26 protein-coding genes and 1 pseudogene are annotated in these 23,699 nt (G+C 63.0%); 11 read left to right on the top strand and 16 right to left on the bottom strand.

The features are described from left to right. Positions 1-134 precede the first annotated feature (134 nt). Together ruvC and BLW21_RS00680 are read left to right on the top strand one after the other, a co-directional pair. Complete coding sequence (gene ruvC, locus BLW21_RS00685) at positions 135-773, top strand: crossover junction endodeoxyribonuclease RuvC (RefSeq protein WP_092737548.1); 639 nt, start codon at positions 135-137, stop codon at positions 771-773. Positions 774-1,458: 685 nt separating this feature from the next. Continuing rightward, a complete protein-coding gene (locus tag BLW21_RS00680; protein WP_092736844.1) occupies positions 1,459-1,674 on the top strand; it encodes a KTSC domain-containing protein in 216 nt (71 codons plus the stop codon). 12 nt (positions 1,675-1,686) lie between these two features. Here the strand turns inward: BLW21_RS00680 and BLW21_RS00675 are convergent, their stop codons facing one another. The 5 genes from BLW21_RS00675 to BLW21_RS00655 are packed head-to-tail and all read right to left on the bottom strand — an operon-like array spanning position 1,687 to position 4,938. Then, entirely contained in the window at positions 1,687-2,109 is a 423-nt protein-coding gene (locus BLW21_RS00675; RefSeq protein WP_245711768.1) for a hypothetical protein, read from the bottom strand. After that, the gene (locus BLW21_RS00670; protein WP_092736842.1) at positions 2,078-2,887 is read right to left on the bottom strand and encodes a class I SAM-dependent methyltransferase; all 810 of its coding nucleotides are present in this window, start codon (positions 2,885-2,887) and stop codon (positions 2,078-2,080) included. The genes BLW21_RS00675 and BLW21_RS00670 overlap by 32 nt, the downstream gene beginning before the upstream one ends. Next, entirely contained in the window at positions 2,884-3,618 is a 735-nt protein-coding gene (locus BLW21_RS00665) for a DUF2071 domain-containing protein (protein WP_092736840.1), read from the bottom strand. The genes BLW21_RS00670 and BLW21_RS00665 overlap by 4 nt, the downstream gene beginning before the upstream one ends. A gap of 25 nt (positions 3,619-3,643) precedes the next feature. Next, positions 3,644-4,129: a DoxX-like family protein gene (locus BLW21_RS00660; RefSeq protein ID WP_092736838.1), complete on the bottom strand. Its 486-nt coding sequence runs from the start codon at positions 4,127-4,129 to the stop codon at positions 3,644-3,646. Beyond that, complete coding sequence (locus BLW21_RS00655; RefSeq protein WP_092736836.1) at positions 4,129-4,938, bottom strand: PhzF family phenazine biosynthesis protein; 810 nt, start codon at positions 4,936-4,938, stop codon at positions 4,129-4,131. Before BLW21_RS00655 ends, BLW21_RS00660 begins: the two co-directional genes overlap by 1 nt. A gap of 207 nt (positions 4,939-5,145) precedes the next feature. Here BLW21_RS00655 and BLW21_RS00650 point away from each other — a divergent pair, with 207 nt between their 5' ends. From BLW21_RS00650 to BLW21_RS00640, 3 genes are read left to right on the top strand one after another with little or no spacing between them, the layout of a single operon-like run. Continuing rightward, positions 5,146-5,703, top strand: coding sequence for an RNA polymerase sigma factor (locus BLW21_RS00650; protein WP_092736834.1), 558 nt, complete (start codon positions 5,146-5,148; stop codon positions 5,701-5,703). Then, positions 5,696-7,216, top strand: coding sequence for a porin family protein (locus tag BLW21_RS00645; protein WP_092736832.1), 1,521 nt, complete (start codon positions 5,696-5,698; stop codon positions 7,214-7,216). Before BLW21_RS00650 ends, BLW21_RS00645 begins: the two co-directional genes overlap by 8 nt. Positions 7,217-7,256: 40 nt before the next feature. Then, positions 7,257-8,210 carry a hypothetical protein gene (locus BLW21_RS00640; RefSeq protein ID WP_092736830.1) on the top strand — a complete coding sequence of 318 codons (954 nt, stop codon included), beginning with the start codon at positions 7,257-7,259 and terminating at the stop codon, positions 8,208-8,210. A 69-nt stretch (positions 8,211-8,279) separates the two neighbouring features. Here BLW21_RS00640 and hutI read toward each other — a convergent pair whose 3' ends face one another. Next, on the bottom strand, positions 8,280-9,551 hold the full coding sequence (hutI, locus tag BLW21_RS00635; protein WP_175470804.1) for an imidazolonepropionase: 1,272 nt from the start codon (positions 9,549-9,551) through the stop codon (positions 8,280-8,282). 215 nt (positions 9,552-9,766) lie between these two features. On the opposite strand from hutI, the gene BLW21_RS00630 reads away from it, so the two are divergent. Beyond that, a complete protein-coding gene (locus BLW21_RS00630; protein ID WP_139255030.1) occupies positions 9,767-11,329 on the top strand; it encodes a T9SS type A sorting domain-containing protein in 1,563 nt (520 codons plus the stop codon). 176 nt (positions 11,330-11,505) lie between these two features. Beyond that, positions 11,506-11,952: pseudogene (locus BLW21_RS00625) on the top strand (2'-5' RNA ligase family protein); the annotation flags it as partial. Positions 11,953-11,982: 30 nt separating this feature from the next. Here BLW21_RS00625 and BLW21_RS00620 read toward each other — a convergent pair. Next, the gene (locus tag BLW21_RS00620) at positions 11,983-12,927 is read right to left on the bottom strand and encodes a hypothetical protein (protein WP_139255029.1); all 945 of its coding nucleotides are present in this window, start codon (positions 12,925-12,927) and stop codon (positions 11,983-11,985) included. Positions 12,928-13,108: 181 nt separating this feature from the next. Here BLW21_RS00620 and pncA point away from each other — a divergent pair, with 181 nt between their 5' ends. Beyond that, positions 13,109-13,726, top strand: a complete 618-nt coding sequence (gene pncA / locus BLW21_RS00615) for a bifunctional nicotinamidase/pyrazinamidase (protein WP_092736822.1) — start codon at positions 13,109-13,111, stop codon at positions 13,724-13,726. 288 nt (positions 13,727-14,014) lie between these two features. Here pncA and BLW21_RS00610 read toward each other — a convergent pair whose 3' ends face one another. Further along, positions 14,015-14,683, bottom strand: a complete 669-nt coding sequence (locus BLW21_RS00610) for a class I SAM-dependent methyltransferase (RefSeq protein WP_245711767.1) — start codon at positions 14,681-14,683, stop codon at positions 14,015-14,017. Beyond that, positions 14,683-15,102 (bottom strand): BLUF domain-containing protein, encoded by a 420-nt coding sequence (locus BLW21_RS00605; RefSeq protein ID WP_175470803.1) that lies wholly within the window; start codon positions 15,100-15,102, stop codon positions 14,683-14,685. The genes BLW21_RS00610 and BLW21_RS00605 overlap by 1 nt, the downstream gene beginning before the upstream one ends. Positions 15,103-15,306: 204 nt before the next feature. Between BLW21_RS00605 and BLW21_RS00600 the strand changes: the two genes are divergently transcribed. Then, on the top strand, positions 15,307-16,824 hold the full coding sequence (locus BLW21_RS00600; protein WP_092736818.1) for a malate:quinone oxidoreductase: 1,518 nt from the start codon (positions 15,307-15,309) through the stop codon (positions 16,822-16,824). A gap of 203 nt (positions 16,825-17,027) precedes the next feature. Further along, positions 17,028-17,834 carry an IS5 family transposase gene (locus BLW21_RS00595; RefSeq protein WP_092736816.1) on the top strand — a complete coding sequence of 269 codons (807 nt, stop codon included), beginning with the start codon at positions 17,028-17,030 and terminating at the stop codon, positions 17,832-17,834. Positions 17,835-17,879: 45 nt separating this feature from the next. Here the strand turns inward: BLW21_RS00595 and BLW21_RS00590 are convergent, their stop codons facing one another. From BLW21_RS00590 to BLW21_RS00565, 6 genes are all read right to left on the bottom strand, one after another. Next, complete coding sequence (locus tag BLW21_RS00590) at positions 17,880-18,995, bottom strand: SPL family radical SAM protein (RefSeq protein WP_092736814.1); 1,116 nt, start codon at positions 18,993-18,995, stop codon at positions 17,880-17,882. A gap of 84 nt (positions 18,996-19,079) precedes the next feature. Next, positions 19,080-20,021, bottom strand: coding sequence for a citrulline utilization hydrolase CtlX (gene ctlX, locus BLW21_RS00585; protein ID WP_092736812.1), 942 nt, complete (start codon positions 20,019-20,021; stop codon positions 19,080-19,082). 118 nt (positions 20,022-20,139) lie between these two features. Continuing rightward, positions 20,140-20,331, bottom strand: a complete 192-nt coding sequence (locus BLW21_RS00580; protein ID WP_019949498.1) for a cold-shock protein — start codon at positions 20,329-20,331, stop codon at positions 20,140-20,142. Between the two features lie 187 nt (positions 20,332-20,518). Continuing rightward, positions 20,519-20,890, bottom strand: coding sequence for a DUF6463 family protein (locus BLW21_RS00575; protein WP_139255028.1), 372 nt, complete (start codon positions 20,888-20,890; stop codon positions 20,519-20,521). 51 nt (positions 20,891-20,941) lie between these two features. Next, positions 20,942-21,601: a Crp/Fnr family transcriptional regulator gene (locus BLW21_RS00570; RefSeq protein WP_092736808.1), complete on the bottom strand. Its 660-nt coding sequence runs from the start codon at positions 21,599-21,601 to the stop codon at positions 20,942-20,944. A 29-nt stretch (positions 21,602-21,630) separates the two neighbouring features. Continuing rightward, on the bottom strand, positions 21,631-22,083 hold the full coding sequence (locus BLW21_RS00565) for a hypothetical protein (protein ID WP_139255027.1): 453 nt from the start codon (positions 22,081-22,083) through the stop codon (positions 21,631-21,633). A 192-nt stretch (positions 22,084-22,275) separates the two neighbouring features. Between BLW21_RS00565 and BLW21_RS00560 the strand changes: the two genes are divergently transcribed. Then, positions 22,276-23,205: an NmrA family NAD(P)-binding protein gene (locus BLW21_RS00560; RefSeq protein WP_092736804.1), complete on the top strand. Its 930-nt coding sequence runs from the start codon at positions 22,276-22,278 to the stop codon at positions 23,203-23,205. A 44-nt stretch (positions 23,206-23,249) separates the two neighbouring features. On the opposite strand, the gene BLW21_RS00555 is transcribed toward BLW21_RS00560, so the two are convergent. Next, entirely contained in the window at positions 23,250-23,642 is a 393-nt protein-coding gene (locus BLW21_RS00555; RefSeq protein ID WP_217633823.1) for a YkvA family protein, read from the bottom strand. Positions 23,643-23,699: the final 57 nt, after the last annotated feature.

The following is a 23,699-nucleotide window of genomic DNA, read 5'->3' as shown; positions in this document are numbered from 1 at the left end:
CTTCAAGCTGTAAGCCTGGTGTAGCTTCTTCAGAGCATCGACTTTATTCCCTTTGCTCAGTCCCAATACCCCGAAAAGGCTACCAAATTTAAAGCTTGCAGCCTATAGCTTGAGGCTTGCAGCTTAACAAAACCATGATTCTTCCCCTCGCTTCTTCTTCTGAACTGCTGCCCAAGGTGATTATGGGCGTCGACCCCGGCACGTCCATCATGGGCTACGCCGTGATTGAGGTGCGGGGCCAGAAGGTGACAGTGCTCTGCTACGACGTGATTGACATGCAGAAGCTGGGCACCAACCACGCCCTCAAGCTCAAGCGCATTTTCGAGCGGATGCTGGAGCTGATTGACGAGTACCTGCCCGATGAGCTGGCCATTGAGGCGCCGTTTTTTGGCGTGAATGTGCAGAGTATGCTCAAGCTGGGCCGGGCCCAGGGCATGGCCATTGCCGCCTGTCTCTCCCGCCAGATTCCGTACGTGGAGTATGCGCCCACCAAGGTAAAGCAGGCCGTAACCGGCTCGGGCAGCGCCACCAAGGAGCAAGTGGCCCACATGCTACGCCAGACCCTCACGCTGCCCCCCATCGCCGAAGCCAGCAAATTCCTCGACGCCACCGATGCGCTGGGCGTGGCCCTCTGCCACCACTACCAAAAGGGCAACAACGTGAAAGCTGGTGGCAAAAGCTGGGGCAAGTTCCTGGCCGACAACCCCGCCAAGCTGGCCGCCCCGGTGGCTGGCAAGAAGGTAGCGGCAGCCCGCAAGAAGCCGGCGGCGTAGGCATATTTCAGAGTACCTATGAACAGAATAGCGGCTTTAATGCAATTTTAGGTGTCTCCGCTGCAGCGTCAATAGATAATCATGCAGATTGTAGCTAGCGCCATTTTCTTCTCTGTAGCCTGTACATTCGTAAGCAGGCCCACGATAGGGATTGAGGCGTAGCTTAATGCTAAGATACGGGTCTGTGTCGTGTAGTTGGGAAAAGACCGGCGGATGCAGACTATCACGTAATACTGCTTGCTGTGGAAGCGCGAATATCCGTTGGGCCAAGCTATAAATGGTATCCGTTTGAGGACGAGTTAAAACGATTGTTAGCGTGTCTTGAGGTACGCGACGTATGCTTCGAAATGAGTCTGCTTGTTGTGGTCCTACCGGATAAATTTTCGAATAGATGAAAAGGTAAGCTGATGCTCTATAGCTATAGAATGCCGAGATAGACCTGCCGGTTTGAACGCTTAGTATTCTTTGTGGCATCGACATGGCAGTTTCCTCCACATCAATCCGATAATCGTAAACTAACCGCTGCTCTTTTTGCGGTAACGTATCATCTGTCTGGCAACCAACGAATAGCAAAAGCAAGACGAAGCCTCCTGAGTTTATATAACTGTGCATAGATATAGAAGGGGAAAAAGCAGTTTGTCAACTTAGTTCGTACTCTCTTCACTGTGTAAAATCTTCCTTGGATATGCAACGTCGCCCCATTCGTTCTACTTCCCTGAAAGCCGTGGGCTACGACCCGGCCACGCAAACGCTGGAAATCGAGTACCGCCACGGCGGGCTGGTGTGCTACACCGGCGTACCCGAGGAGCTGCATCAGGCGCTGCTGCGGGTGCCGGGCAAGGCGCTTTTTATAGAACAGGTTATTGAGCGCGGCGGCTTCGGGCGCGAGGTACTGAAGTAGGCGCAGGCTACATCAGCTACTGTCGCCCAGCCAGTACACGGCCAGGAACACCACGCTCAGGTAGGCCCAGAACAGCACGAACAGCACGTGCACGGTGGTTTCGAAGCGCTTGCCCCGCCACAGTTCGGCCGAGTAGCCCACGAACTGCACCACCAGCCGCGCCAGCCAGAACAGGCCCAGCCCCAGGCACACTACCTGGCCCAGGCGCGAATGCACCAGCTCCGGCGCGTAGCCCAGGCACAGCAGGCCCATCAGCAGTACCAGCAGGGCAATAAACAGGGTATGCACGTACATCATCTGCCGGTTGATGAGGCTGATGGCCCGGAACTCGGTGGCCCAGTTGAAGTAACGCGGAAAACCAGCGTGCAGCAGGGCCAGGGGTGTTAGCAGGGCCCCGATCAGTTTAAGGTGCGTTTCCAGCGGCATCAGCTCCATTATCTCTAGAATTGTCGGCCAGAATAAAGGCTGATACGAACGGCGTGATCTTGATTTCCTGCTCGAGCCGTAGCCCGGCCGCCTGGAAAGCTTCGAGCCAGGTGGCGCGGGAGTAAAAATGCAGGAATCCGATGGTATAAGCCAGAAAATTCGCCGGGTCGCGCAGATGTTCCACCACCACGGCCCGGCCCCCGGGTACCAGCACCCGCTTCAGCTCCGCCAGAAATGCCACCCGCTGCGCCGGGTCGCGGATTTCGTGGGCCGCCAGCAGCGCAAACACCTGGTCGATAGCCGCGTGGGGCAGCGGTAAAGCCAGGGGCTGCACTGCCACGGTGCCGGGGTAAGGGGCCACGGCCGCCCGCGCCCGCCGGATGGAAGCCTCGGTATGCAGCTGCGGGTCGTAGAAGTCGAATATCCGTAGCTCGGCCGTTGGAAACCGGACCCACAGCAGGGCGCTGGTTTCGTCGAAGCCCGCATGAATGTTGAGGATGCGGTGCAAGGGCGTGGCCGGGGCCGGCAGCCAGGAAAAGCGGTAAAGCGCCGAACAATCGTACACGTACCAGGAGGCCAGCAGCGAAAGCGTGGCGGGCAGCAGCACAGCCAGCAGCGCCAGCCCGGCGTAGGGCCGGGTGGCGGGCGGGCCCCACACCGCGGCAGCACCCAGCAGCAGTGCCCCGCTGGCCGCCAGGGCATAAAAGGGCCAATTAAAACGCACGATGTTGCCCACGCCCAGCAGCGGCCCGCGCTTGTTTTCGGGACTGGTGGCCGCGGTGCTCATGCGGGCAAGGGCTCGGCGCGGCCCTTTTTCCAGCTGTACGGAATGTTGGTCATGGTAAAGGCGCTGGCCAGTTGCGTGCCCGGCAGGCCCAGCTCGTCGAGCAGGCCCACCTGCGCCTCCAGCACCCGCACCGACTGCGGGTGCCAGTCTTCGCGCACGCCCTCCACAATGATCATCTGCTGGCCGGCCTCATCAACCGAAAACGTGAAGGGCAGCGGCCCGGCAAACCGCCGCGCCTTGGCCCAGCTTTCAAACGGCGAACCGACCGGCAATTCGGCCTCGCCCCCGGCCGGCAGCTCTACCTGAACACGCAGCCGGGCTTTTTCGGAAGCAAACCGCAGGCCGTTGGCGGTAGCCTGGTACACGATGTCGATGGTGCGGTAGTGGTAGCCGGTGAACAGGTTACCCAACCACTGCATCCGGCGCTTATCAGTTTCGGAACGCAGGATATAGAGCCCGCGCAGCCGTTTGCCGGCCGCCGTGGTGTAGCGCACGAATACACGGTAGCCAATCAGGAAAAAGTCCTGCCCCAGAAACGCCGGCATACCCTTGGGTCGCAGCTGCCGCGTTTGTACCAGCGCCACGGCCACAAAGCCCCACGTATCATCCAGCGTATCGAGCTGGAGGCACGCCGGCACCAGCGCCCGCAACTCGGCCACAGGCACGGCATACGTCAGCACGGTAGTGCGGCTGATCTGGGCGGCAACGGCAAATGGATGGTGCGCGAGCATACGGTTAGGAATTAGGGAAAGGACGTCATTCTGAGCGCAGTCGAAGAATCTCTACCGCTTCGTCTGAATTGTTGCAACGAAGCGGTGGAGATTCTTCGACTGCGCTCAGAATGAGGTTCTTTTTTCCAACTCTCACTTCTCTGTGCTCACTTCGCACTTCCCCCTCCAGCCGCCCCCACCAAAAAACCACCAGCGCGAACAGCAGGGCAAACGCGAAGTTCAGCGGGCCCCAGAGCAGTAGGTCGGGGGCCAGCCAGAGCTCCAGCGCGTTCATCGTCAGTACCAGCCCGATTTGCAGCGCGGCCGTGGGGCGTGGCCGGCGGCCGGTCAGCACCCACAAGCCCAGCCCGATTTCGGCCATCCCGATGAGCCGGGTGAGCGGGCCGGCATAGGCCGGCCCCAGGATGCGGGCCACGATGGCCTCGTGCCGGGGCACCAGGTGCAGCACTTTGCACAGCAGGCCGTTGGCCAGCCACACGGCCGCAATGCCGTAGCGCAGCAATTTGGCCATCAGTTTAGCTCCCCCAGCTCTATTTCACCCTTGAGGTAGGTGACGGCGTGGCCGCTCATCAGCACCCGCTCGCCGCGCAGCTCGCACCACAGCTCGCCACCGCGGGCCGATACCTGGCGGGCGCGAAGGCTGGTTTTACCCAGCTGCTCGGCCCAGTAGGGCACCAGCGTGGTATGGGCCGAGCCGGTTACCGGGTCTTCGGGCACGCCCACGCGGGGGCCAAAAAAGCGCGATACGAAGTCGATTCCGTTGGTGCCGGGCGCCGTGGCGATGATGCCGCGAAACTCCACCTCGGCCAGCCGGGCCTGGTTGGGGCGCAGGGCCCGCACTTCGGCCTCCGAGGCAAACAGGCACACCAGGTCTGGGCCGGCCAGCAGGGCCAGCGGGGTGGCCCCCAGGCCATCGACGAGGCCGTCGGGGTGCTGGGCCAGCGGCTTCGGAGGCCGGGCCGGAAAATCCAGGGTCAGCATGCCATTCTCAGCACGGCTCACGCGCAACGGGCCGCTTTTCGAGTGAAATACGATTTCCTCGGGCTGGAAATTGAGGTGGCGGTAGAGCACGTGGGCCGAGGCCAGCGTGGCGTGCCCACACAGCTCCACCTCCACGGCGGGTGTAAACCAGCGGATTTCGTACTCACCTTCTGCCCCGGCTTTGGGCACGAAAAAGGCGGTTTCGGCCAGGTTGTTTTCGGCCGCAATGGCCCGCATAGTGGCTTCGGGCAGCCACTCGGTAAGGGGGCACACGGCGGCGGGGTTGCCGGCAAAGGGTCGGTCGGAAAAGGCATCGACCTGATAAAGGGGCAGCAGCATAGCAAAAGGGAAAACGCGAATGAAAACGGCGGTGCAACACCGCCCGGCGAAGCTACGGTTTCGGCCGTTATTGTTGACGGAACAGAAAGCGCGGCCGGGCGCTGAAAAAAATAGTTGTTTGCCCACGCAACCCGCCCCTGGGGTAAGCCGGTCATGGGGTCAGCATGCTAGCGCCCGACGTGTTTATCCGCTTATCTTCTCCCGCCTATGGCCGAATCACTTGATGCACTGGTGGCGGGTTGCCGCCGCGGCCAGCCGGCGGCCCAACGTGCCCTCTACGAGCGGCTGGGCCATCAGCTGATGGGCGTTTGCCTGCGCTACTGTCCGTCGCGGGAGGAGGCCGAAGATGCCTTGCAGCTTGCGTTCGTGAAGATTTTTACCCGCCTCGACCAGTTCCGTGGCCAGGGGCCGTTCGAGGCCTGGGCCCGGCGCATTGCCGTTACTACCTCGCTCAACCTCTGGCAGCAGCACCGGCAGCGGGGCCTGCACTTCGACCTGACCGACGAAGCCTACGACCTGCCCGCCCCCGGCGGCACACCCTTCGACCAGCTGTCGGCCGACGAACTGGTGCAGCAGTTGCACGCCCTGCCGCCGGGCTACCGCACGGTATTGAATCTGTACGCCATTGAGGGGTACTCGCACGCTGAAATTGCGGAGCTGCTCGGCATTTCGGAGGGCACCAGCAAGTCGCAACTTTCCCGGGCCCGCCGCCTGCTCGAAGCCCGCCTGCATCAGCAGGCCCACATTTCCCGCTGCCATGACTGAGAAAGACTCCGACCATTTCTACCGGGACCTGCGCCGCAAGCTGGAACCCTACGGCAGCCCGCCGCCCGAATCGGTGTGGGCCGGCATTCAGCAGCAGCTGCCGCCGCAGCGGCCGTCCTGGCTGCGGCGGCTGATGCCGCTGGGGCTGCTGGCGGTGCTGCTGGTGAGCATCACGGTTACTAGTACCTACTGGCGACCCTTCTTCCAGAAGGAGCCGGCGGAACATGCCGCTGCTACGGTAGCCCGCGCCCCGGAGCGGAGCACTGCCGGGCGAGCGTCAAACCCGCTTTCGAATACGGTTGAGCCGTCAACTGACTCTCCGCTAACGGGGGCCACTGCTGCCGATTCGGATGCGGCTACCTCCATCAATGACTTCGATACGCCCCCTTCGCCGGCCATTGGTGCGGGCTCCGATTCGGGCGTTAATGCGGGCGCTGATGCCAGCCCGGCGACCCGGGCCGCACGCAGTTCAAACACACTGCCCGGCAACGGCTTCAACCTGCCAACTATCCGGCCTGGCAACCGCCACCAGGCCAATCGGCCCGCTGCTGCCGCCACCGACCAGCCCACCCAGTTCGCAGGCGTGGCTAAGCACCGAAACCAGCCGCAGCGTACAGCCAACGAGCAGCAACCAACCACTCTGGCCCTGGTCCGCAACCGGCCGATGAACCGGCGCGGGCGCGGTGCCAAAGCCAGTAACCGCCCCGCCGACCGCCAGGGCCGGGCTACACCGGCATCCGATCTGGCCGGGCTGGCGGCTACGTTTAGCAACGAGCCGCTGGCCCGACGCCCCCTGCCAACGCCGCCGCAGCCTGCCGTACCTAAAGTAAGTTCGCGGCCCCTGCCCCGCCCGCCGCGCCCCACCCGCCAGGAGTTGCGCCTGCGCAACTGGAGTGTGCAGCTTACTGCTGGTCCCAGCCTGACCTACCGGCTGTTGGGCAGCGCTTCTACCCAGCTCGAAAAACTGGAGCGCCCCGCCTGGAGTGGCAGTGGCCAGCTGATGGGCGCCTACGCTTTCTCGCCCCGGCTGACGGTAGCCGGCGGGTTGGGTTTCGCGCAGTACGCCAACACGTTGCGCTACACCCTCAGCAACGCGGACTCGGCTAAAACTAGGCAGATCGACTTCCGCGACACCTACAATTTCATAACCATTCCGGTGCAGGCCCAGCTGACGCTCGGGGGCAACCACCGCTGGCGCTATGGGGTGCTGGGCGGCGGCACTGCGGCCCTGCTCACCAGCATGCGCGTAACCGAGGGCTCGGCCTGCAATTGCGGGCAGCGGCTCCGCCGCCCCACTCCGACCGACACCGCGTACCGGCGCCTGAACCTGGCCCTGACCGTTGGCGCGTTTGCCGACTACCAGTTCGCCCCCGGCCAGTGGCTCACCATACGGCCCCAGGGCGAGCTGTTTCTCAACTCACTTACCACCCCCAACAACCGGGCACCGCGCCACCCCTTCAGCGTGGGCGTGCAGCTTGGGTACCGCTGGAACCTCGATCCGCGCAAGCATTGATTTCTTCCCCAGTTCATTCCTTCTAACTCCGATTTGCCTTATGATACGGTTCCTGTTTGCGCCGCTGCTGCTGCTGCTTTCCCTGCTATCGGCCTGCCAGTTCGATGCCGGCACAGTTATCTGCGAAGATGGCACTGGCCCTCAACTCCCCGTCCCGACCACTATCCGCGAGCTGCAAACCCAGCTTGGGGCCGCCCGCCAAACATTCACTTATACGCCCGGCCAGGCCAACACCTTCGTGGGCAGCCAACGCACCGTCGTTACCATTCCGGGCGACGCGTTTGTGCGCAACGGCCGCCCCCTCACGGTACCCATTCAGCTCACGCTGCGCGAAATTTACCGCCGGGCCGATATGGTACTCAGCAACACCCCCACCGTGGCGTACGGGGCGGCACTCGAATCGGCGGGGGAAGTGTTTCTGCGGGCCGAGCAGGACACGGCCGTGCGGATGAGCCCCGGGGCCATTATTCAGATCCAGACCCAGAACCCGCCCAACCTGGTCAGCCGCGACTCCATGCAGCTGTTCGTGTCGGGGCCGGCCGGCGGCACCTGTTTCAGCTGGTATCTGAACCCTGACTTTGGGTCCGGCATGACGCCCACGCCCACGGGCAACCTCATCTCCATCGGCAGCGCCCTTTACAACAGCGGCATCGGCTGGTTCAACTGCGACCGATTTTACTATACGCCCAGTGCGTTGCCCATCGTCGTGAACGTGCCCGGCACCAACATCGACCCGACCACCAATACCAGTGTATTCGCCGTATTCCGGGATTTCAACGGCGCGGTAGCAGTCTGCGACTTCACCCCCCCGAATACGTTCCGGGCCGCCCAAATGCCCCAGGGGGCCCGCGTGAGCATAGTCGTGATGCGCACCGTAGACAACAAACTTTACTATGGCCGCCAGGATGGCACGTTGCAGGCGGGCGTGCCCTTCACCCCCGCCCTCAACGAAATCAGCGTTGCCGCGTTGCTCACCGAGCTGAACACGTTGTAAGCCTAAAACCCGCCCGCGAAAAAGCCCGGCCGTCAGGTTGACGACGACCGGGCTTTTTTGCGGGCGGGCTCAGCCGTTATCGGCTATTATTTCACCCCCGATTATCACCTGCTGCACCGGATTATCGCCCAGCCAGTAGGGTATTTCAGGCAGCGAGGCCACGTTTAGCACCAGCACATCGGCCCGCTTACCAGGCTCCAGGCTGCCGCACTCCTGCTGCTGACCGATGGCCCAGGCGGCGTTGCGCGTTACGGCGGCCACGGCTTCGGCAGGCGTGAGGCCCATTTTCAGGCACCCCATGCTCAGGGCCAGCCATAGGTTTTTGCTGGGGCACGAGCCGGGGTTGAAGTCGGTGCTGAGCGCTACCGGCAGGCCGGCATCAATAAACGCGCGGCCCGGCGCATACCGCTCCAGCCGCAGAAACAGCGGCACCAGCGGCAGCAGCACCGCCACCGTGCGCCCCTGCGTAGCGGCAGCAATGCGGGCCGCCGCCGCCGCCGAGAGGTAGTCGGCGTGGTCGAGGCTGACGGCGCCCAGTTCGGCGGCCATTTCGCTGCCGCCCAGCTCGTGCAGCTGCTCGGCATGGATTTTCAGCTTGAAGCCCAGGTCGCGGGCCGCCGTCAGGAATTTGCGGGAATCGGCCACGCTGAACGCGCCCTGCTCGCAGAAAATGTCCACAAAGGGCACTTCGGCCGGGTCGAGGCGGGGCAGCACCTCGGCCACGAGCATGGTCAGGTAGTCGGTGGGGCGGCCGGCGTACTCGGGGCCGGGCACATGGGCGCCCAGGAAAGTGGGCACCACCCGCACGGGCTGGCGGCGGCCGGCCTCGCGGGCCACGCGCACCAGCCGCAGCTCGGTTTCGGTATCGAGGCCGTAGCCGCTTTTGGCTTCGAGCGTGGTAACGCCGTAGCGGCAGAAATCGACTAGGTGGCGCAGGGCAGCGGCCAGCAGCTCGGCTTCGGTGGCGGCGCGGGTGGCGCGTACGGTACTCAGAATGCCGCCGCCGCCGGCCAGAATAGCCAGGTACGATTCGCCCCGCAGCTTCCGCTCGAACTCGGCCGCCCGCTGCCCGCCAAACACTAGGTGTGTGTGGCACTCTACCAGCCCGGGCATCACCACCCGGCCGTGCGCCTCAACAACTTGGGTAGTAGGCGTCAGCTGGCTTTCGTCCAGCTCCGCCATGGGGCCCACGGCCACAATCCGGTCGTTCTCGCAGGCCACGTAGCCATTGGCAATGATGCGCCAGTTGGCCTGGTCGGGGCCGGCCAGCGGGCGGGTAGCGGGCGGGCCGGCCAGCGTGAGCAGCTGGCCGCAGTGGCGAATGAGCAGGGTGTAGGGCATGGTAGCGGTAGCGGGGTTGGGCGGGTAAAGATGCGCAGAACGTCTGTGGATCCTGACAGCCCAGCGCGCCCGTCCAGGAACGGTATCAATATGCCCTGACAGTACCCTGTTTCGGGAATACATTCAAAATGTCCGCTTATTTATTGCATTATAACCAGTTATTTTACTATATTCAGGCAGATATCCGTTCTTTGACCCTGCCTTTCCTTCCCATTATGAAACAACTTATTCTTTTCTGCCTGGTCGCTGCAAGTGCATTGCAGGCACGGGCCCAGTTCCCATCCAACAGCTTTGCCGTGCGCTCGGCCTGTCCGGGCAGCGCCAACAACCCCTCCACGCTCGAGAGCATCAATGTGGATGGCTCGCTGACGCTGATTGGCACCGTAAACGAGGCGGGTATGCCGCTGGTACTCAATGCCCTGGGCAACGACCAGCAGGACCGCGCCAATCTGTACGCCATGAATGTGGCCCCGTTCACGGTGCTGAGCATCAATACGCCGCCTAACCTCTACCGCGTAAGCCTTACTACGGCCCAGGCCACCAACCTGGGGCCGGTTTCGGGGCCACCCGCCCCACCCGCTACCACCGGCCCAGCGGGTTTCGGCTACGCAACGCTGTCCTACAACCAGACGCTTAACTTCATCGGCGACGGTGATAACTCGTCGAGCTATTTTGTGGGCGGTGTGTCGTTCAACTACAACCGCAACGTTTTTTTCGCCGGCGCCAGCACCATCACCGATTTCCGCTTTTATGTGGGTCAGGTGCAGCTTACGCCCTTCATCACCGCCACTCCCACCTGGCGGCTGCTCGACGTCAGCGACCCGGCCACAGCGGCCCTTATCAACACGTTTCGGCTCCAAACCCAAGCCTACCTCAACAACATTACGCTGTTTGGCCAGAACAACAATACCGGGCCACTCCCCTCCGGCGGTATCCAGGACTGGGTGTTCGACCCGTTTTCGGGCAATCTGGTCAGCTACATCGGCCAGGACGGCAAATTTCTCACTATCAGCGGTATCAGCAGCTCGCCGGTAGCCGTTACCACCACTCCGGCCACGCTGCTGCCCGCCACGCAGGATATCGGGGCTATGTTCTCCGACCGCCAGGGCGGCGTGTATGCCGTGACGGCCGATGTGGGCACCATTTATAAGATTGACCGGCAGACTGGCAGTTGGACCGGCCAGACTTACGGGGCGGCCCTAGGCTGCAACCGCGGCGACGCCGTGAGTTTCCCCGATGCCCTGCCCCTGCCCGTTACACTCACCCGCTTCGAGGCGGCGGCCACCGGCTCCACGGTACGCCTGAGCTGGACCACGGCTTCCGAAGCACGCGCCAGCCATTTCGAGATAGAGCGCAGCCCCACTGCTACCGCCTGGAGCACCGTGGCGCGGGTGACGGCCGGCAACCAGGCCACCGGCCAGCAATATGCGGCCACCGATGCCCAGCCGCTGCCCGGCGTGGCCTACTACCGGCTGGCCATGCACGACCTCGATGGCACCATAGCTTACTCCAGCGTACGGATGGTGCGTAGCGCGGCCACCGCCACCGTGTATCCTAACCCCGTGCGCAATACGGCGCGGGTGGTGCTGCCGCTGCCCGGTCAGGAGGCCACGCTGGAATTGATTTCGGCCCGGGGCCAGGTGGTGCAGCGGCTTACCGCCCCGGCTGGCCCGGCTTCCATCGAGGTATCAATGGCCGATTTGCCCGCTGGCTTTTACCTGCTGCGGGTGCAGCAGGCCGGTGCTACCACCACTACCCGCGTAATGCTGGAAAAGTAAGACCCTGCCCGACATCGGGGGCGTGCAATGCGGCGGTTTATACCCGCTTTTTTGCCCCGATTTGCTTCGGCTGCGTATCGGGGTATTTGGTTGCTTATGACTGAGCTGCGGCCGGTTGCCATCGAGGCGCCCCTGATTCTGACGTTACTTCTCAACAACGAGGCCCAGCAGCACTTCGATGCGCTGCGCACTTTCCGCCGGCCCGCAACTACCTGCGGGCCCACGTCACGCTTTTCCACCACTTACCGGGAGCTGATTACGCAGCCCTTGCCGGGCAGCTGCACGAGTTGGCGGCCGCCACTCCGCCGCTGCTGCTGCGCGTGGCGGGCGTACGCTTTCTGGGCCAGGGCGTGGCATATTCCCTCGAAAACGACCAGCTGCGCCAGCTGCATTGGGCATTGCAGACTCGCTGGGCCGCCACACTCCGGCCTCAGGATTTGCAGCCCTTACGGCCGCACATCACGGTGCAGAACAAAGTGTTGCCTGCCGTGGCCCGCACCCTGCACGAGCAGCTTGCTGCCGACTTCGAGCCCTACGACATTACCGGCACCGGCCTGGCCCTCTGGGCCTACCGCGGCGGCCCCTGGGAGGCGCTGGAGCAGTTTCCGTTTGAAGGAACGTGAGGTGGTATTGCTGTTTCCCCGCTGCTTAAACTAGCGCGCCTTAATCGTGTGGGTCAGGCTTTTGAACTGCTCCAGCGCCTGCTCGAAATCCTGGCGGGCAATGCCCTGCAGGGCCACGGCGGTGTTGCCGATGACCGTCACCTGCTGGTACACCATCACCCGCTGGCCCTGCAGCTGGGCAAAGCCCTCGGTTTCGTAGGTTACCAGGTCGTTTACTTTGCCCGAGCTCATCTTACGCGGCTTGTAAGCCCTGGGACCGTCGGGGCGGGTTAGGAGCTGGTCGCTGATGTCGGCCGCCGTGATGGACGGGTTGTAGGGGTAGGTACTGACCGTGAGTTGCGGCTCGGTGCCGTAATCGGGCTTGCGCTGCCCGCCCAGCGTATAGGTATAGGTACCCCGCCGGGCCAGCGCCAGCGCGAAGGGCGACTTGGGCTCGTCGAGCACGAACACGACATTGCCCAGCGTGACCGGCGCATCGGCGGCGGCGGGGCGGTAAGTAGCCGAGCGCAGGCTGCGGCGCAGGGCGGCCCCGGCGGCCGTGTCGGCCACCGGGTAACGGGCGTCGAGCATCACCACAAACGTCGAGTCGCCGAACAGCAGCTGGCTGGTTTCCTGAGTAGGGCTGAGCTGCACGCGCGCCAGCTGGGCCGGATACCCATCTACCTGCAGCGTGCTGAAGCTGATAACCGTGCCGCCACGGGCCGTGAAGCGGGCCGGATTGAAGCCCGCTGCCTGCCGATAATAGTTGCTGCCGGGCATCTCCATTACCTGCAACGCGGCCGGCCCCCGGCGCAGTCCCGTAAGGCCCGCCGCCGGCCCGAAGCCGGGCGGCGGGCTCAGCCACACCCGCGTGCCGGCCACGGCCTGCCGGGCGGCGGGCTCGGGAGCCGAAACGGGGCTCATGGTTTGGGCTGTGCCCACTTGCGGCCAGCCGCCCAGCAGCAGGCCCATTCCTACCAGAAAAAACTTCGTCATTGCCTATCGTGCGCTTTCGGTCCGGGTCGGGCCCGGCCCTCAATTCGGGGCAAAGTACGCACGAATCGGGCGAGCGAGCCCCCGAGTGGACAGATTGGGCTAAGTTTGCCCGGCCGTGCGGCATACACCTTCCCCCGAAAATCACTTGTTGCCAGGGCCACTCACTTTTCAGTTTTGACCGATGAAAGCGCTTCTGCTGATTGATATTCAGAATGATTTTGTGCCCGGCGGGTCTCTGGCCGTGCCCGGCGGTGATGCCGTTGTGGCGCTGGCCAACCAATTACAGCCCCGCTTCGAGCTGGTGGTCGCCACCCAGGACTGGCACCCGGCCGGCCACGGCAGCTTTGCCGGCACCCACCCCGGCCGCCAGCCCTTCGAGCAGGGCGAGCTGCACGGGCTGCTCCAAACGCTCTGGCCCGACCACTGCGTGCAGGGCACCGCCGGCGCCGAATTCGTACCCGGTCTCGACCAGCACCGCATCGAGGCCATCTTTCGCAAAGGCACCAACCCGGCCATCGACTCGTACAGCGGCTTTTTCGACAACGGCCACCGCAAAAGCACCGGCCTGGCCGACTACCTGCGCGGCCGCGGCGTAACCGCAGTATACCTGGCCGGCCTGGCTGCCGACTTCTGCGTCTACTTCTCGGCCCTCGATGCGCTGCAGGAAGGCTTTGCAGTATTCTTCGTGGAAGATGCCACCCGTGCTATCAGCGCCGAAGGCTACCAGCAGGCCCGCGCCGACCTGGCGCAGCGCGGGGCCCGGTTTGTAACTACAGCCGATGTAGTGGTTAGTGGTTAGTGGTTAGTGAAAGAACTGTCATTCTGAGCGGAGCGAAGAACCGCGCGTGAATCGTTGCTACAATCATTCAATCAACTCACGCGAGATTCTTCGCTCCGCTCAGAATGACGTTCCTCTGCTAAACGACTAAAACCTACGGCTTCTGGGCTACTACCGAGTACATGAGGGGTAGCTTGCCGGGCATGTGGGCGAGCCGGTAGCCACCGCCGGGGGCTGGTTCCAGCCCGTTCAGGCAGTCGTAGCACAAGTAGTCGTATTCTTCGAAGTGGCGGATGGCCAGCCTCTGGCCTAGTAGCGCCCCAGCACCTCGCCCAGGCTGTGGTTCCACGATACCGACGTTTCCTGCAGCGGGGCAGCCCGGTCGGCGTAGGTGCCGTTTTCCTGCTCAACAATGGTCTGACGGTTGAAGTACGAGTGCTCGATGCGGGTGAAGTAGTTGTCAAACATCCAGACCGCGGGGTGAAACTCGACCAGCACCAGCCGGCCACCGGGGCGCAGGCAGCGGGCCACGCTGGCGGCCCACTGCGGCAGGTCGGGCAGCCAGCCCAGCACACCGTAGGAAGTGAACACCACATCAAACTGCCCGTCGAGGTGAGCGGGCAGGGCCAGTACGTTGGCCTGTAAAAACTCGGCCTCCAGGCCCAGCTGCTGGTTGAGGGCGCGGGCAGAGGTAATGGCGTCATCGGCCAGATCGACGCCCGTGACGTGGGCACCCAGCCGGGCCAGCGAGAGGGTATCGAGGCCGAAATGGCATTGCAGGTGCAGAATGCGCTGCCCGGTTACGTCGCCGAGCAGCTGCTGCTCGGGCGGGTTGAGCGACGAGTTGCCCGCCACGAAACCGGGCACATCGTAGAAATCGGAAGCAAGGTGAGAAGCCGTTTTGGCGTTCCAGAGGCGACGGTTCAGTTCGAGGTAATCGGCCGGAATGGCGGGTGGCAGGTCGGGTAGTAGGTTCATCAGATAATAAGATGGGTTTGCTGGATAAATTCCCGGATCAGCTCCCGGATGAGCAGGCCGGCTTCGTTGCGGGGCTGCCAGGGGTTGTTGGGGTTGCAGTAGCCGGCCAGCGAGGCGAAGGCGCTGGGCGAGGCAATGGCAAAGGCCATCGACCACTCGGGGAACTCGCGCCAGCTCACCGGGCCATCGGCCAGCTTGGCCACGGCGCGGTGGCGCAGATCGTGCTCAATGACGCTGTAGAGTTGCTCCACTACCGTGCGCTCGCCCTCCAACACCTGCAGCACCTGTCCGTCGCAATACAGCAAAATGCCGGTAATATCGAGCTGGCGGTTTTTCTCCCGGAACTTTACCAGCATTTCCCGCAGCAGGCCCTCGCTTAACTCGCCCACTACCTGGCTCGAATAAACAATATGATGCATGGCAAATGAGGTTTGAAACGAACGTAGCCGGCCCGGCCCGCCGCCCCCACCAAACAACGCTGGAAAAACCCGGCAAGAGCAGATCATTAATATACAGATTTATAGATAGATTGGCAAATCTGTGCAGCCCCTGCGCCCTGACGCTGGCAAGGATTCTATCTTTTTAGGCCCGTGGTCCGTACCTATCATCTAGCCTCTTTCCCTATGCATTCCACTACTTCTTCTTTACCCACTACCGATGTTGTGCTGATTGGTGCCGGTATTATGAGCGCCACGCTGGGCCTGATGCTCAAGGAGCTCGACCCAACGCTGACCATCACCATTTTCGAGCGCCTCGATGTGGCCGCCGCCGAAAGCTCCGACGCCTGGAACAACGCCGGCACCGGCCACTCGGCCTTCTGCGAGCTTAACTACACGCCCGAGCGCCCCGATGGCTCCATCGACATCAGCAAGGCCCTCAGCATTGCCGAGCAGTTCGAGCAGAGCAAGCAGTTCTGGGCCTTCCTGACGGAGAAATACGACGTGAAGGAAATTCAGCGCTTCATCAACCACATTCCGCACATGAGCTTCGTGATGGGGCGCGAAAATGTAGAGTTCCTGCGCAAGCGCCATGCTGCCCTCACCGCGTCGGCTCTGTTTAAGGGCATGAAATTCAGCGAAGACCAGGCCGAAATAGCCGATTGGATGCCGCTGGTGATGGACGGCCGCGACCCCGACCAGACCGTGGCCGCTACCCGCATGGACCTGGGTACCGACGTTAACTTCGGCTCCCTGACCCGCGGCATGTTCTATCTGCTGCAGGAGAAACCCGGCGTAACCCTGCACTTCCACCACGAAGTAGACAAGCTGCACCACAACGCCGACGGCAGCTGGCGGGTGAAAACCGAAAACCTGCAAAACGGCCAGGAAACGGAAACCCGGGCCCGGTTCGTGTTTATCGGGGCCGGCGGCGGCTCGCTGCCGCTGCTCGAAAAGTCGCACATTCCAGAGGCCGCCGGCTACGGCGGTTTCCCGGTGAGCGGGCAGTGGCTGCGCTGCGTGAACCCGGCCGTAATCGCCCGCCACGATGCCAAAGTGTACGGCAAGGCTTCCGTCGGCTCGCCGCCCATGTCGGTGCCCCACCTCGATACGCGCGTAATTGACGGCGAAAAGCAGTTGCTGTTCGGCCCCTACGCCGGCTTCAGCACCAAGTTCCTGAAAACGGGCTCCTACTTCGATCTGCCGGCCTCGATTCAGTTCGGCAACGTGAAGCCCATGATTATGGCCGGCCTCAAAAACCTGTCGCTCACCAAATACCTGATTCAGCAGGTGCGCCAGTCGCCAAATGACCGGCTGGCGGCTCTGCGCGAATACCTGCCCGAAGCCCAGGCCCAGGATTGGGAGCTGGCCATTGCCGGCCAGCGCGTGCAGGTTATCAAGAAGGACAAAAAGCAGGGCGGCGTGCTCGAATTCGGCACCGAGGTGGTAACGGCCGCCGACGGCACTATTGCCGCGCTGCTTGGGGCTTCGCCCGGCGCCTCCACCGCCGTCAGCATTATGCTGGGGCTGGTGCAGCGCTGCTTCCCCGCGCAATCGGCCACGCCCGAGTGGCAGGCCCGGTTCCGCGAAATGGTGCCCACCTTCGGCCATACGCTGGCCGACGAACCCGAACTGGTCAACCAGACGCGCACCCGCACCAGCACCCTGCTGGACCTGGTAACGCCGGAGCAGTTGGGGGTATGATTTGAGAAGCTAGAAGTCAGGAGCCAGGAGTTAGAATACAGCCTGTCATCCTGAGCAAAGCGAAGGACCTTATTACGTCTGAACGAGTCGTTGTTGCGGCTGTTCCAACGTGATAAGGTCCTTCGCTTTGCTCAGGATGACAGGCTGTATTCTAACTCCTGACTTCTAGAGCCTGTTATGCACTGGTAGCGTAATTTGGGGGTATGGCACAGCGAAGTGGTTGCCCCAGCGACGTAACGGATGACGAATGGACGTTTGTAGCGCCTTATTTGGCCCTGGTGCGCGAAAACGCGTCGCAACGGCAGCACGCGCTCCGGGCCGTGTTCAACGCCCTGCGCTACCTGGTCAAAACCGGCTGCGGCTGGCGCTACCTGCCCCACGACCTGCCGCCTTGGCCGGCGGTCTACCAGCAATGGGCGCGCTGGCGCGATAACCGGTGTTTTGAGCACATGATGGCCGATTTGCGCGAGTTGGCCCGCGTGCTGGTCGGACGTGAGGCCGAGCCCACAGCCGTCATTTTGGACTCGCGCACCCTGCAAAGCACGCCCGAAAGCGGCGCCCGCGCCGGTTACGACGGGGCCAAACGACGCAAGGGTAGCAAGGTGCACGTGGCCGTCGACACGCTGGGTCACCTGCTGGCCGCTGTCGTTACGCCAGCCAACGAGCCTGACCGCGGGCAGGTCGACGCACTCTGTGAGCGGGTGCAGCAGGTCACGGGCCAAAAAGTGCAGGTGGCCTACGTCGACCAGGGCTACACGGGCGAAGACGCGGCGTACGCCGCGGCCGTGCACGATATTGATTTACAGGTTATTGCCAAGCCCAAAGGCCAAACCGGCTTTGTGCTGCTGCCCCGCCGCTGGGTCGTTGAGCGCAGCTTTGGCTGGGCGGCCCGCTTCCGGCGCTTAGCGCGTGATTACGAACGGTTGGCCCTGACCATGCACCAATTTCACTTCCTCGCCTTTGTCACACTCCTGCTGGCAAAAGGCGTTTTTCGAGCTACAAGTCCATAACAGGCTCTAGCTTCTAGCTTCTAGCTTCTAGCTTCTCAAAAAAACCTACGTCCAGTACAGCACCGGGGCCTTGGGAAAACGGGCCTGCCACTCGGCGTAGAAGAACTCTTTGAGCTGACGCATATCGGCGGGCTGGTACACGAATTTGGTACCACCGAACTTGTTACGCTTCACGGCACGGGTGGCTTCATCAAAGTCGAGGCTGGTGTTGGGATACCAATCCAAGAGCACGTTTTTAGAGCCAGGTGTGAAGCGGTGGGTGATGAACTCCACCGTCAGGTCGCAGTTGAAATCGAGGGCCGCCGCCACCCGGTCGAGCAGCTGGCCATACTCCTGCTGCCAGTTGGGCAGGGGCATGATGGGGGCCAGCACCACGCCCACCGGATAGCCCCCGCCGCCCCGTTCGCGGGGTAGCGCCAGCTGGCGCAACGCCTGCAGGCGCGCCTCCACCGAGGCCGTACCGCCCTCCAGCTTCCGTACCACCGGCTCAGCATTCAGGCTGAAGCGGGCCCGGGTGCGGCCGTGGTGGGGCAGCGCCAGCAGCGGCGCTACGTGGTCGTACTTGCTCACGAAGCGCAGGTGCGTGCCCTCGCGCTGGCCATAGTAGCGGATGCATTCGGCCAGCGAGCCGGTGAGGTGCTCGATGCCCAGCACATCGGTGTAGCAGCTCACCTCGAAGCTCGTAACGCGGCCGGCCTGCTCGTAGCTTTGGGTGTTTTCGAGCAATCTAGGTAGGTTGGCGAAGGCCTTCACTACCGGCGGGCCGCTGAGGCTGCCGGCCAGGTAGCAATACTGGCAATGGGCCGGGCAACCTTCGGCCAGGTTCATTTGCCAATCGGCCGAGGGGGGCGTGGGTTGCAGGCGCAGGGCTCCGGGCGGGGCACAGACCACGGCCAGCGTGCCTTTGGCCCGGCGGTAGGTTTCACGCACGTCGTCGCCGCGCAGGCCGGTGAGGCGGTTGCTTTTGAGCAGCTCCACTTCCAGCCCGTGGCTTTGGGCACGGGCCAGCATCTGCTGGCCAAACGGCTCGTCGAGGGCGGCCGGGGTGAACACCACGCGCTTGGGCAGCCAGAGCTTGGCTCCATGCTGGCGCGGCGTGGCAACAGTTGCGGCGGGTTCGGGCAGGATATCGAGCGAGGGAAAAAGGGCAGTTTGCGTCATTGGATAGACAACGCGTTTCAGGCCTGAATAGCTCCGTTAAACAGCCTTTTTGGCGAAGGTTTCGGCCAGCCAATAGACCTGTATTTACTTCGTAGCGGCACCCTGTAATTCGGGCAGAAACACCTCGGCCAGCATGCACCGGACGCTGCCGCCACCCAGGGTTTCGATGGTCGGGATGGGCAGGGGCAGCAGCTCGGCGTGGCGGCTGAGCTGCTGCCCCTGCTCGGCCGTGAGCGAGTTGTGGGCGCGTTGCGACATGGCCAGCAGCACGGGGCCGCCGGCGGGCTGCAGGGCCAGCATGTTGCCGGCAAAGCAGGTCACCTGGGCCAGCGAAATAGGCACTATTTCGTGGCCGGTTTCGCGGAGCGAGTCCTCCACGGCGCGGCGCTCGGCGGCATCGGCAATGCTTTCGAGGCAGGCCACCGCAAAGCCGGGCCCGATGCTGAGCATCACGTTGGTATGGTAGATTTCCTGCCCGCCCGCATCGATGGCCCGAAACAACACCGGCCGGTAGCCCAGCCGGGCGCAGACCTCGGCAAGCAGCCCTGGCTCGGTGCGGGCCGAGCGGCCGGCGTAGGCGCGACGGTGCGCGTGGTCGAAGATGATACTGCCCGTGCCTTCCAGAAACCGGCCTTCCGCCTCCGCGCCCGATAGGTCCAGCACTTCTGATATCCGGAATTCCTGACCCAGGGCGGCCACAATATCGGGGCGGCGCTCGGCGCGGCGGTTGGGGGCGCACATGGGGTAGAGCACGGCGCGGCCATCGGCGTGCAGCGAGAGCCAGTTGTTGGGAAATACGGCGTCGGGTTTGGCGGGCGTGGGCGTATCGTCGAACACGCGCACCTGTACGCCCCGGCTGCGCAGGGTTTCAACCAGGGCCTCGAACTCGGCCACGGCGCGGGCGTCGGCGTCGGCGGCTCTCAGGTTGGTGGGGGCCTGCTGGAAGTGGTTGGATTCGGCCGTTTCGGTGTTGAAGCCGAAGCGGGCGGGCCGGACGGCAAATACGGTGGAGGCTGCTTGCTTCATGCGACTAAACTACAGAAAATGCCCTCACAAATTCGCTTCGCCGTCGTCCGCTATGGAGCACAAAAAAGCACGCCCCCAGTTGGAGCGTGCTTTTTGCAACTACAAAAAGTAGGTTAGGCTAAGCGCGACGCACTTTAACGGCGTTCAGGCCCTTACGACCCTGCTCTACTTCGAATTCTACCTTGTCATTGTCGCGGATTTCGTCAATGAGGCCGGTTACGTGTACGAAGATGTCTTCGCCGGTTTCGGCGTTGTTGATGAAACCAAAACCTTTGGTTTCATTGAAAAATTTTACGGTTCCCGTCTGCATGATGCTTGGAAGGTGGTGGAAGTGATGAAGCAAGCAGCAGCGGATCCGTTTGGCTCAGCTCAGCCAGGCTGAACTAAGTTAATTGACTCGTTGACAAGTTGCCTTTTAACGGGCTAAAGATAGACTTTTATTCTGGAACTTCCTGTTATGCCTGCCGGACTAGGTGCAACGCTGGTATTAGCCGGCGTTATTGTTTGGCAGGCACAGTGCGCGGACCCCTCAGAATAAGGCCAGCCTGAATCAGGACCAGCCAAAACCCACTGACCGGCATTATGATTCCGCCAGCCAGGGCCAAGGCCGCCAGCCCGCCTCCCAAGGCCCGCGGCAGGGGTCTTTGCTGCAAAACCCAGTGCATCAGGTAGCCTAGCAGCAGCAACAGCGCGCCGCTGCAGCTAAACCACAGGAAAGTAGCCCGGCTATAGTCGTGGGCAATGGAGTTCCAGATACCGGCCTGCCAGATGGACCGGGCCGGACCGGTAAATACCGCCACACCCAGCAGCATGTGCAATATTCCGGTGGCCCCCATTAGCAGCCCGAGGCTACGATATAAAACTGACATGAGCGGAAGTGGATTTGGTGAAAGCCCAAACCTACCCTCCCGAGCAGGCACTTACCCTTGACGTTGGTTAAGAAATGCAGGGCCGCCGCAAGTGTTGGCCTCCGGGAAGGCATGCCCCCGGTTTGCGCCGCCTACGGGAGCGGGCTGCGTCAGCCGCTGGCGGATGCGGCTCAGCGACTCGGGCTGCACGCCGAGGTAACTGGCCAGGTGCCGGAGCGGCAACTCGCGGAGCCAGTCGGGCTGTTCATGAAGCAGCTTTTCGTAGCGCTGGGTGGGGGTCAGAAACAGTAGTTCTTCGGCCCGGCGGCGGGCGGCGAGGTAAATCTGCTCGGCCATCAACCGCCCGAACCGCTGCCAACGAACATCTTCGTACAGCGTGGGCAGCAGGGCAACGGGCAGGGCAAGTACCTGCGTGGGTGCCAGGGCCTGAATGCCGAGGCGGGCCGGCTCGCGCAACAGCACGCTTTCGTAATCAGTTACAAACGTGCGCGGAAAATGAAAGAGGAAATTGACTTCCGCCTGATCGGGGCGCTGGTAGCAGGTTCGTAGTAGCCCCTGACTAACGAAGGAGATTTCCTGGCATACCTGGCCGGGAGCGAGCAGCCATTCCTCGGCCCGCAGCTGGCGCCGGTGCAGCTGCGGGGCCAGAGCGGCCCACTCGCTATCGGTGAGGGAGATGAAAGGGGCCAGAGCGGCGCGAAGCTGGTTCATAAGTAAAGGGGGAAAAGCACTATTCCAACTCAGCTGAGGCGGGCCCCGAGCATAAAATAGCCCAACAGCAACGCCAGCAGTCCGCCCCAGAGCAGCAGGGCCCGGCGGCGTGGCACCAGCAGCAGTAGTCCCGCCGCCCCGGCCGGGATGAGCACGCCCATTAGCAGCGACACCAGCAGGTAGCCCAGGCCGGTAGCGCGGCCCAGCAGTTCCAGCACCCGGATATTGTAGTTGTAGAAGCTCTGGCCGGTGCTGCCGGGCTGCCGTAGCACCAGCGTAAGCGCCGCCAGCGCCAGCGTGCCGGCCAGCAGCAGCCACTTATAGCGGGGCTGCCGCAGCACCACCAGCGCCAGCCAGCCCAGCGGCACCAGCCCGCAGTACACCACAATGTTAAGCTCGGCGTAGCTCAGGCCCAGCAGCCGGCTGACGCTCATAAATAACTCCACGAGGGCATCGAACAGGCCGACGAGCGGTTTGGGCATGGTTTGCATACGGCAGTAAATGTATTCGGCGCGGGGGTTTATTGCGGCAACACTTCGTGGCAGCTGTGGCCGGGGCTACAACTTTATCGGGGCCGGCCGGGTAAAGCAACTGTTCGTTTCGGTGCTGCAACCGCCGCATTGGGCCTCTTTTGCACTACTGCTCCGCTCCTACTCCTGCTTCTTACTCCATCCATGACTGAACCAACCACTCCCGCCCCTGCTGCTCAACCGCTGATTGTGCTGGCCGGGGCCACCGGGGCGCTGGGCCTGCTTATTGCCCATCACCTGCGCCGCCGCGGGGCCAATGTGCGGGCGCTGGTACGCCCGCAGAGCAAGACCGGCGCGGAAGCGGAATCGTTGCGCCTGCAGGGGGCGGAGGTGGTGGCCGTGGATTACGACAGCGTGGCCGACCTCACCCGGGCCTGCCAGGGGGGCAGCTGCGTAGTGTCAGCCCTCAATGGCCTGCGCGACATTATTGTGGATACGCAGACCCGGCTGCTGGAAGCGGCCGTAGCGGCCGGTATACCCCGCTTCATCCCATCCGATTTCTCGGCCGATTTTACCCGTCTGCCGGAGGGCAGTAACCGCAATTTCGATTTGCGCCGGGAGTTCCAGCGCCGTCTCAACCAGGCTCCGATTCAGGCTACTTCCATTCTCAACGGCATGTTCATGGATTTACTCACCGGCCAGGCTCCCCTGATTCAGCCGGGCATTCGGCGGGTGCTGTACTGGGGCAGCGCCGACCAGCCCCTGGACTTCACCACTATGGTAGACACGGCCGACTTTACGGCCGCCGCTGCCCTCGATGCCACCACGCCCCGCTACCTGCGCATAGCCGGCGAAGTAGCCAGCATCCGGCAGCTGAAAGCGGACGCCACTGCCGCCACCGGCCGGTCGTTTGGCCTGCTGCGAGTAGGTAGCCTGGGCCTGCTGGGCACCCTCATCAAGATTACCAAAACCCTGGTACCGGCCGAAGACGACGTATTTCCACCCTGGCAGGGCATGCAGTATCTGCACAACATGCTTAGCGGCCAGGCTAAGCTAACCGAACCGCTCGACAACGCCCGCTACCCCAGCATTCAGTGGACGCCGGTACGGAAAGTACTGGCAGAGAACCGATAGGCGGGGGGTCGGCTCGAAACGGGTGGGTAACGCCCGTTTTAGGGTTATGGCCGCGCCTGCCACCATGCCCACCCGCGCCGGCCTACGCTGGCCAGCACTATCAGCCAGATTACCAGCATTAACGCACCTACCAGCCAATTCGCGCGCCGGGAAACGGGCGTAGCAGCCGCCCGCTCCCGGGCTTCACGCATTACCTCGGCCGGCACCAGCCGGAGGCTGAGCGCAATGCCCGCCGGCACCAGAATCAGGTCGTCGAGGTAGCCCAGTACGGGAATGAAATCGGGAATCAGGTCGATGGGGCTGGCCGCGTAGGCCAGCGTCGCCACCATCACCAGGCGGGCGTACCAGGGTGTGCGCGGGTCGCGAGCAGCATAGTAGAGGGCCACCAGTTCGGTTTTGAGGGCCCGGGCGCGGCTCTTGAGGTTGGTAAACATCATCGGGAAGGTAAGCCGCCCTGCCTGAAAACTGTGCGCTGGCCACCGGGCAGCACGCGC

Source organism: Hymenobacter psychrophilus (assembly GCF_900107135.1).
GTDB lineage: Bacteria > Bacteroidota > Bacteroidia > Cytophagales > Hymenobacteraceae > Hymenobacter > Hymenobacter psychrophilus.
Note: the sequence above shows the minus strand (reverse complement) of the source record. Positions and strands in the feature narration are given on the sequence as shown.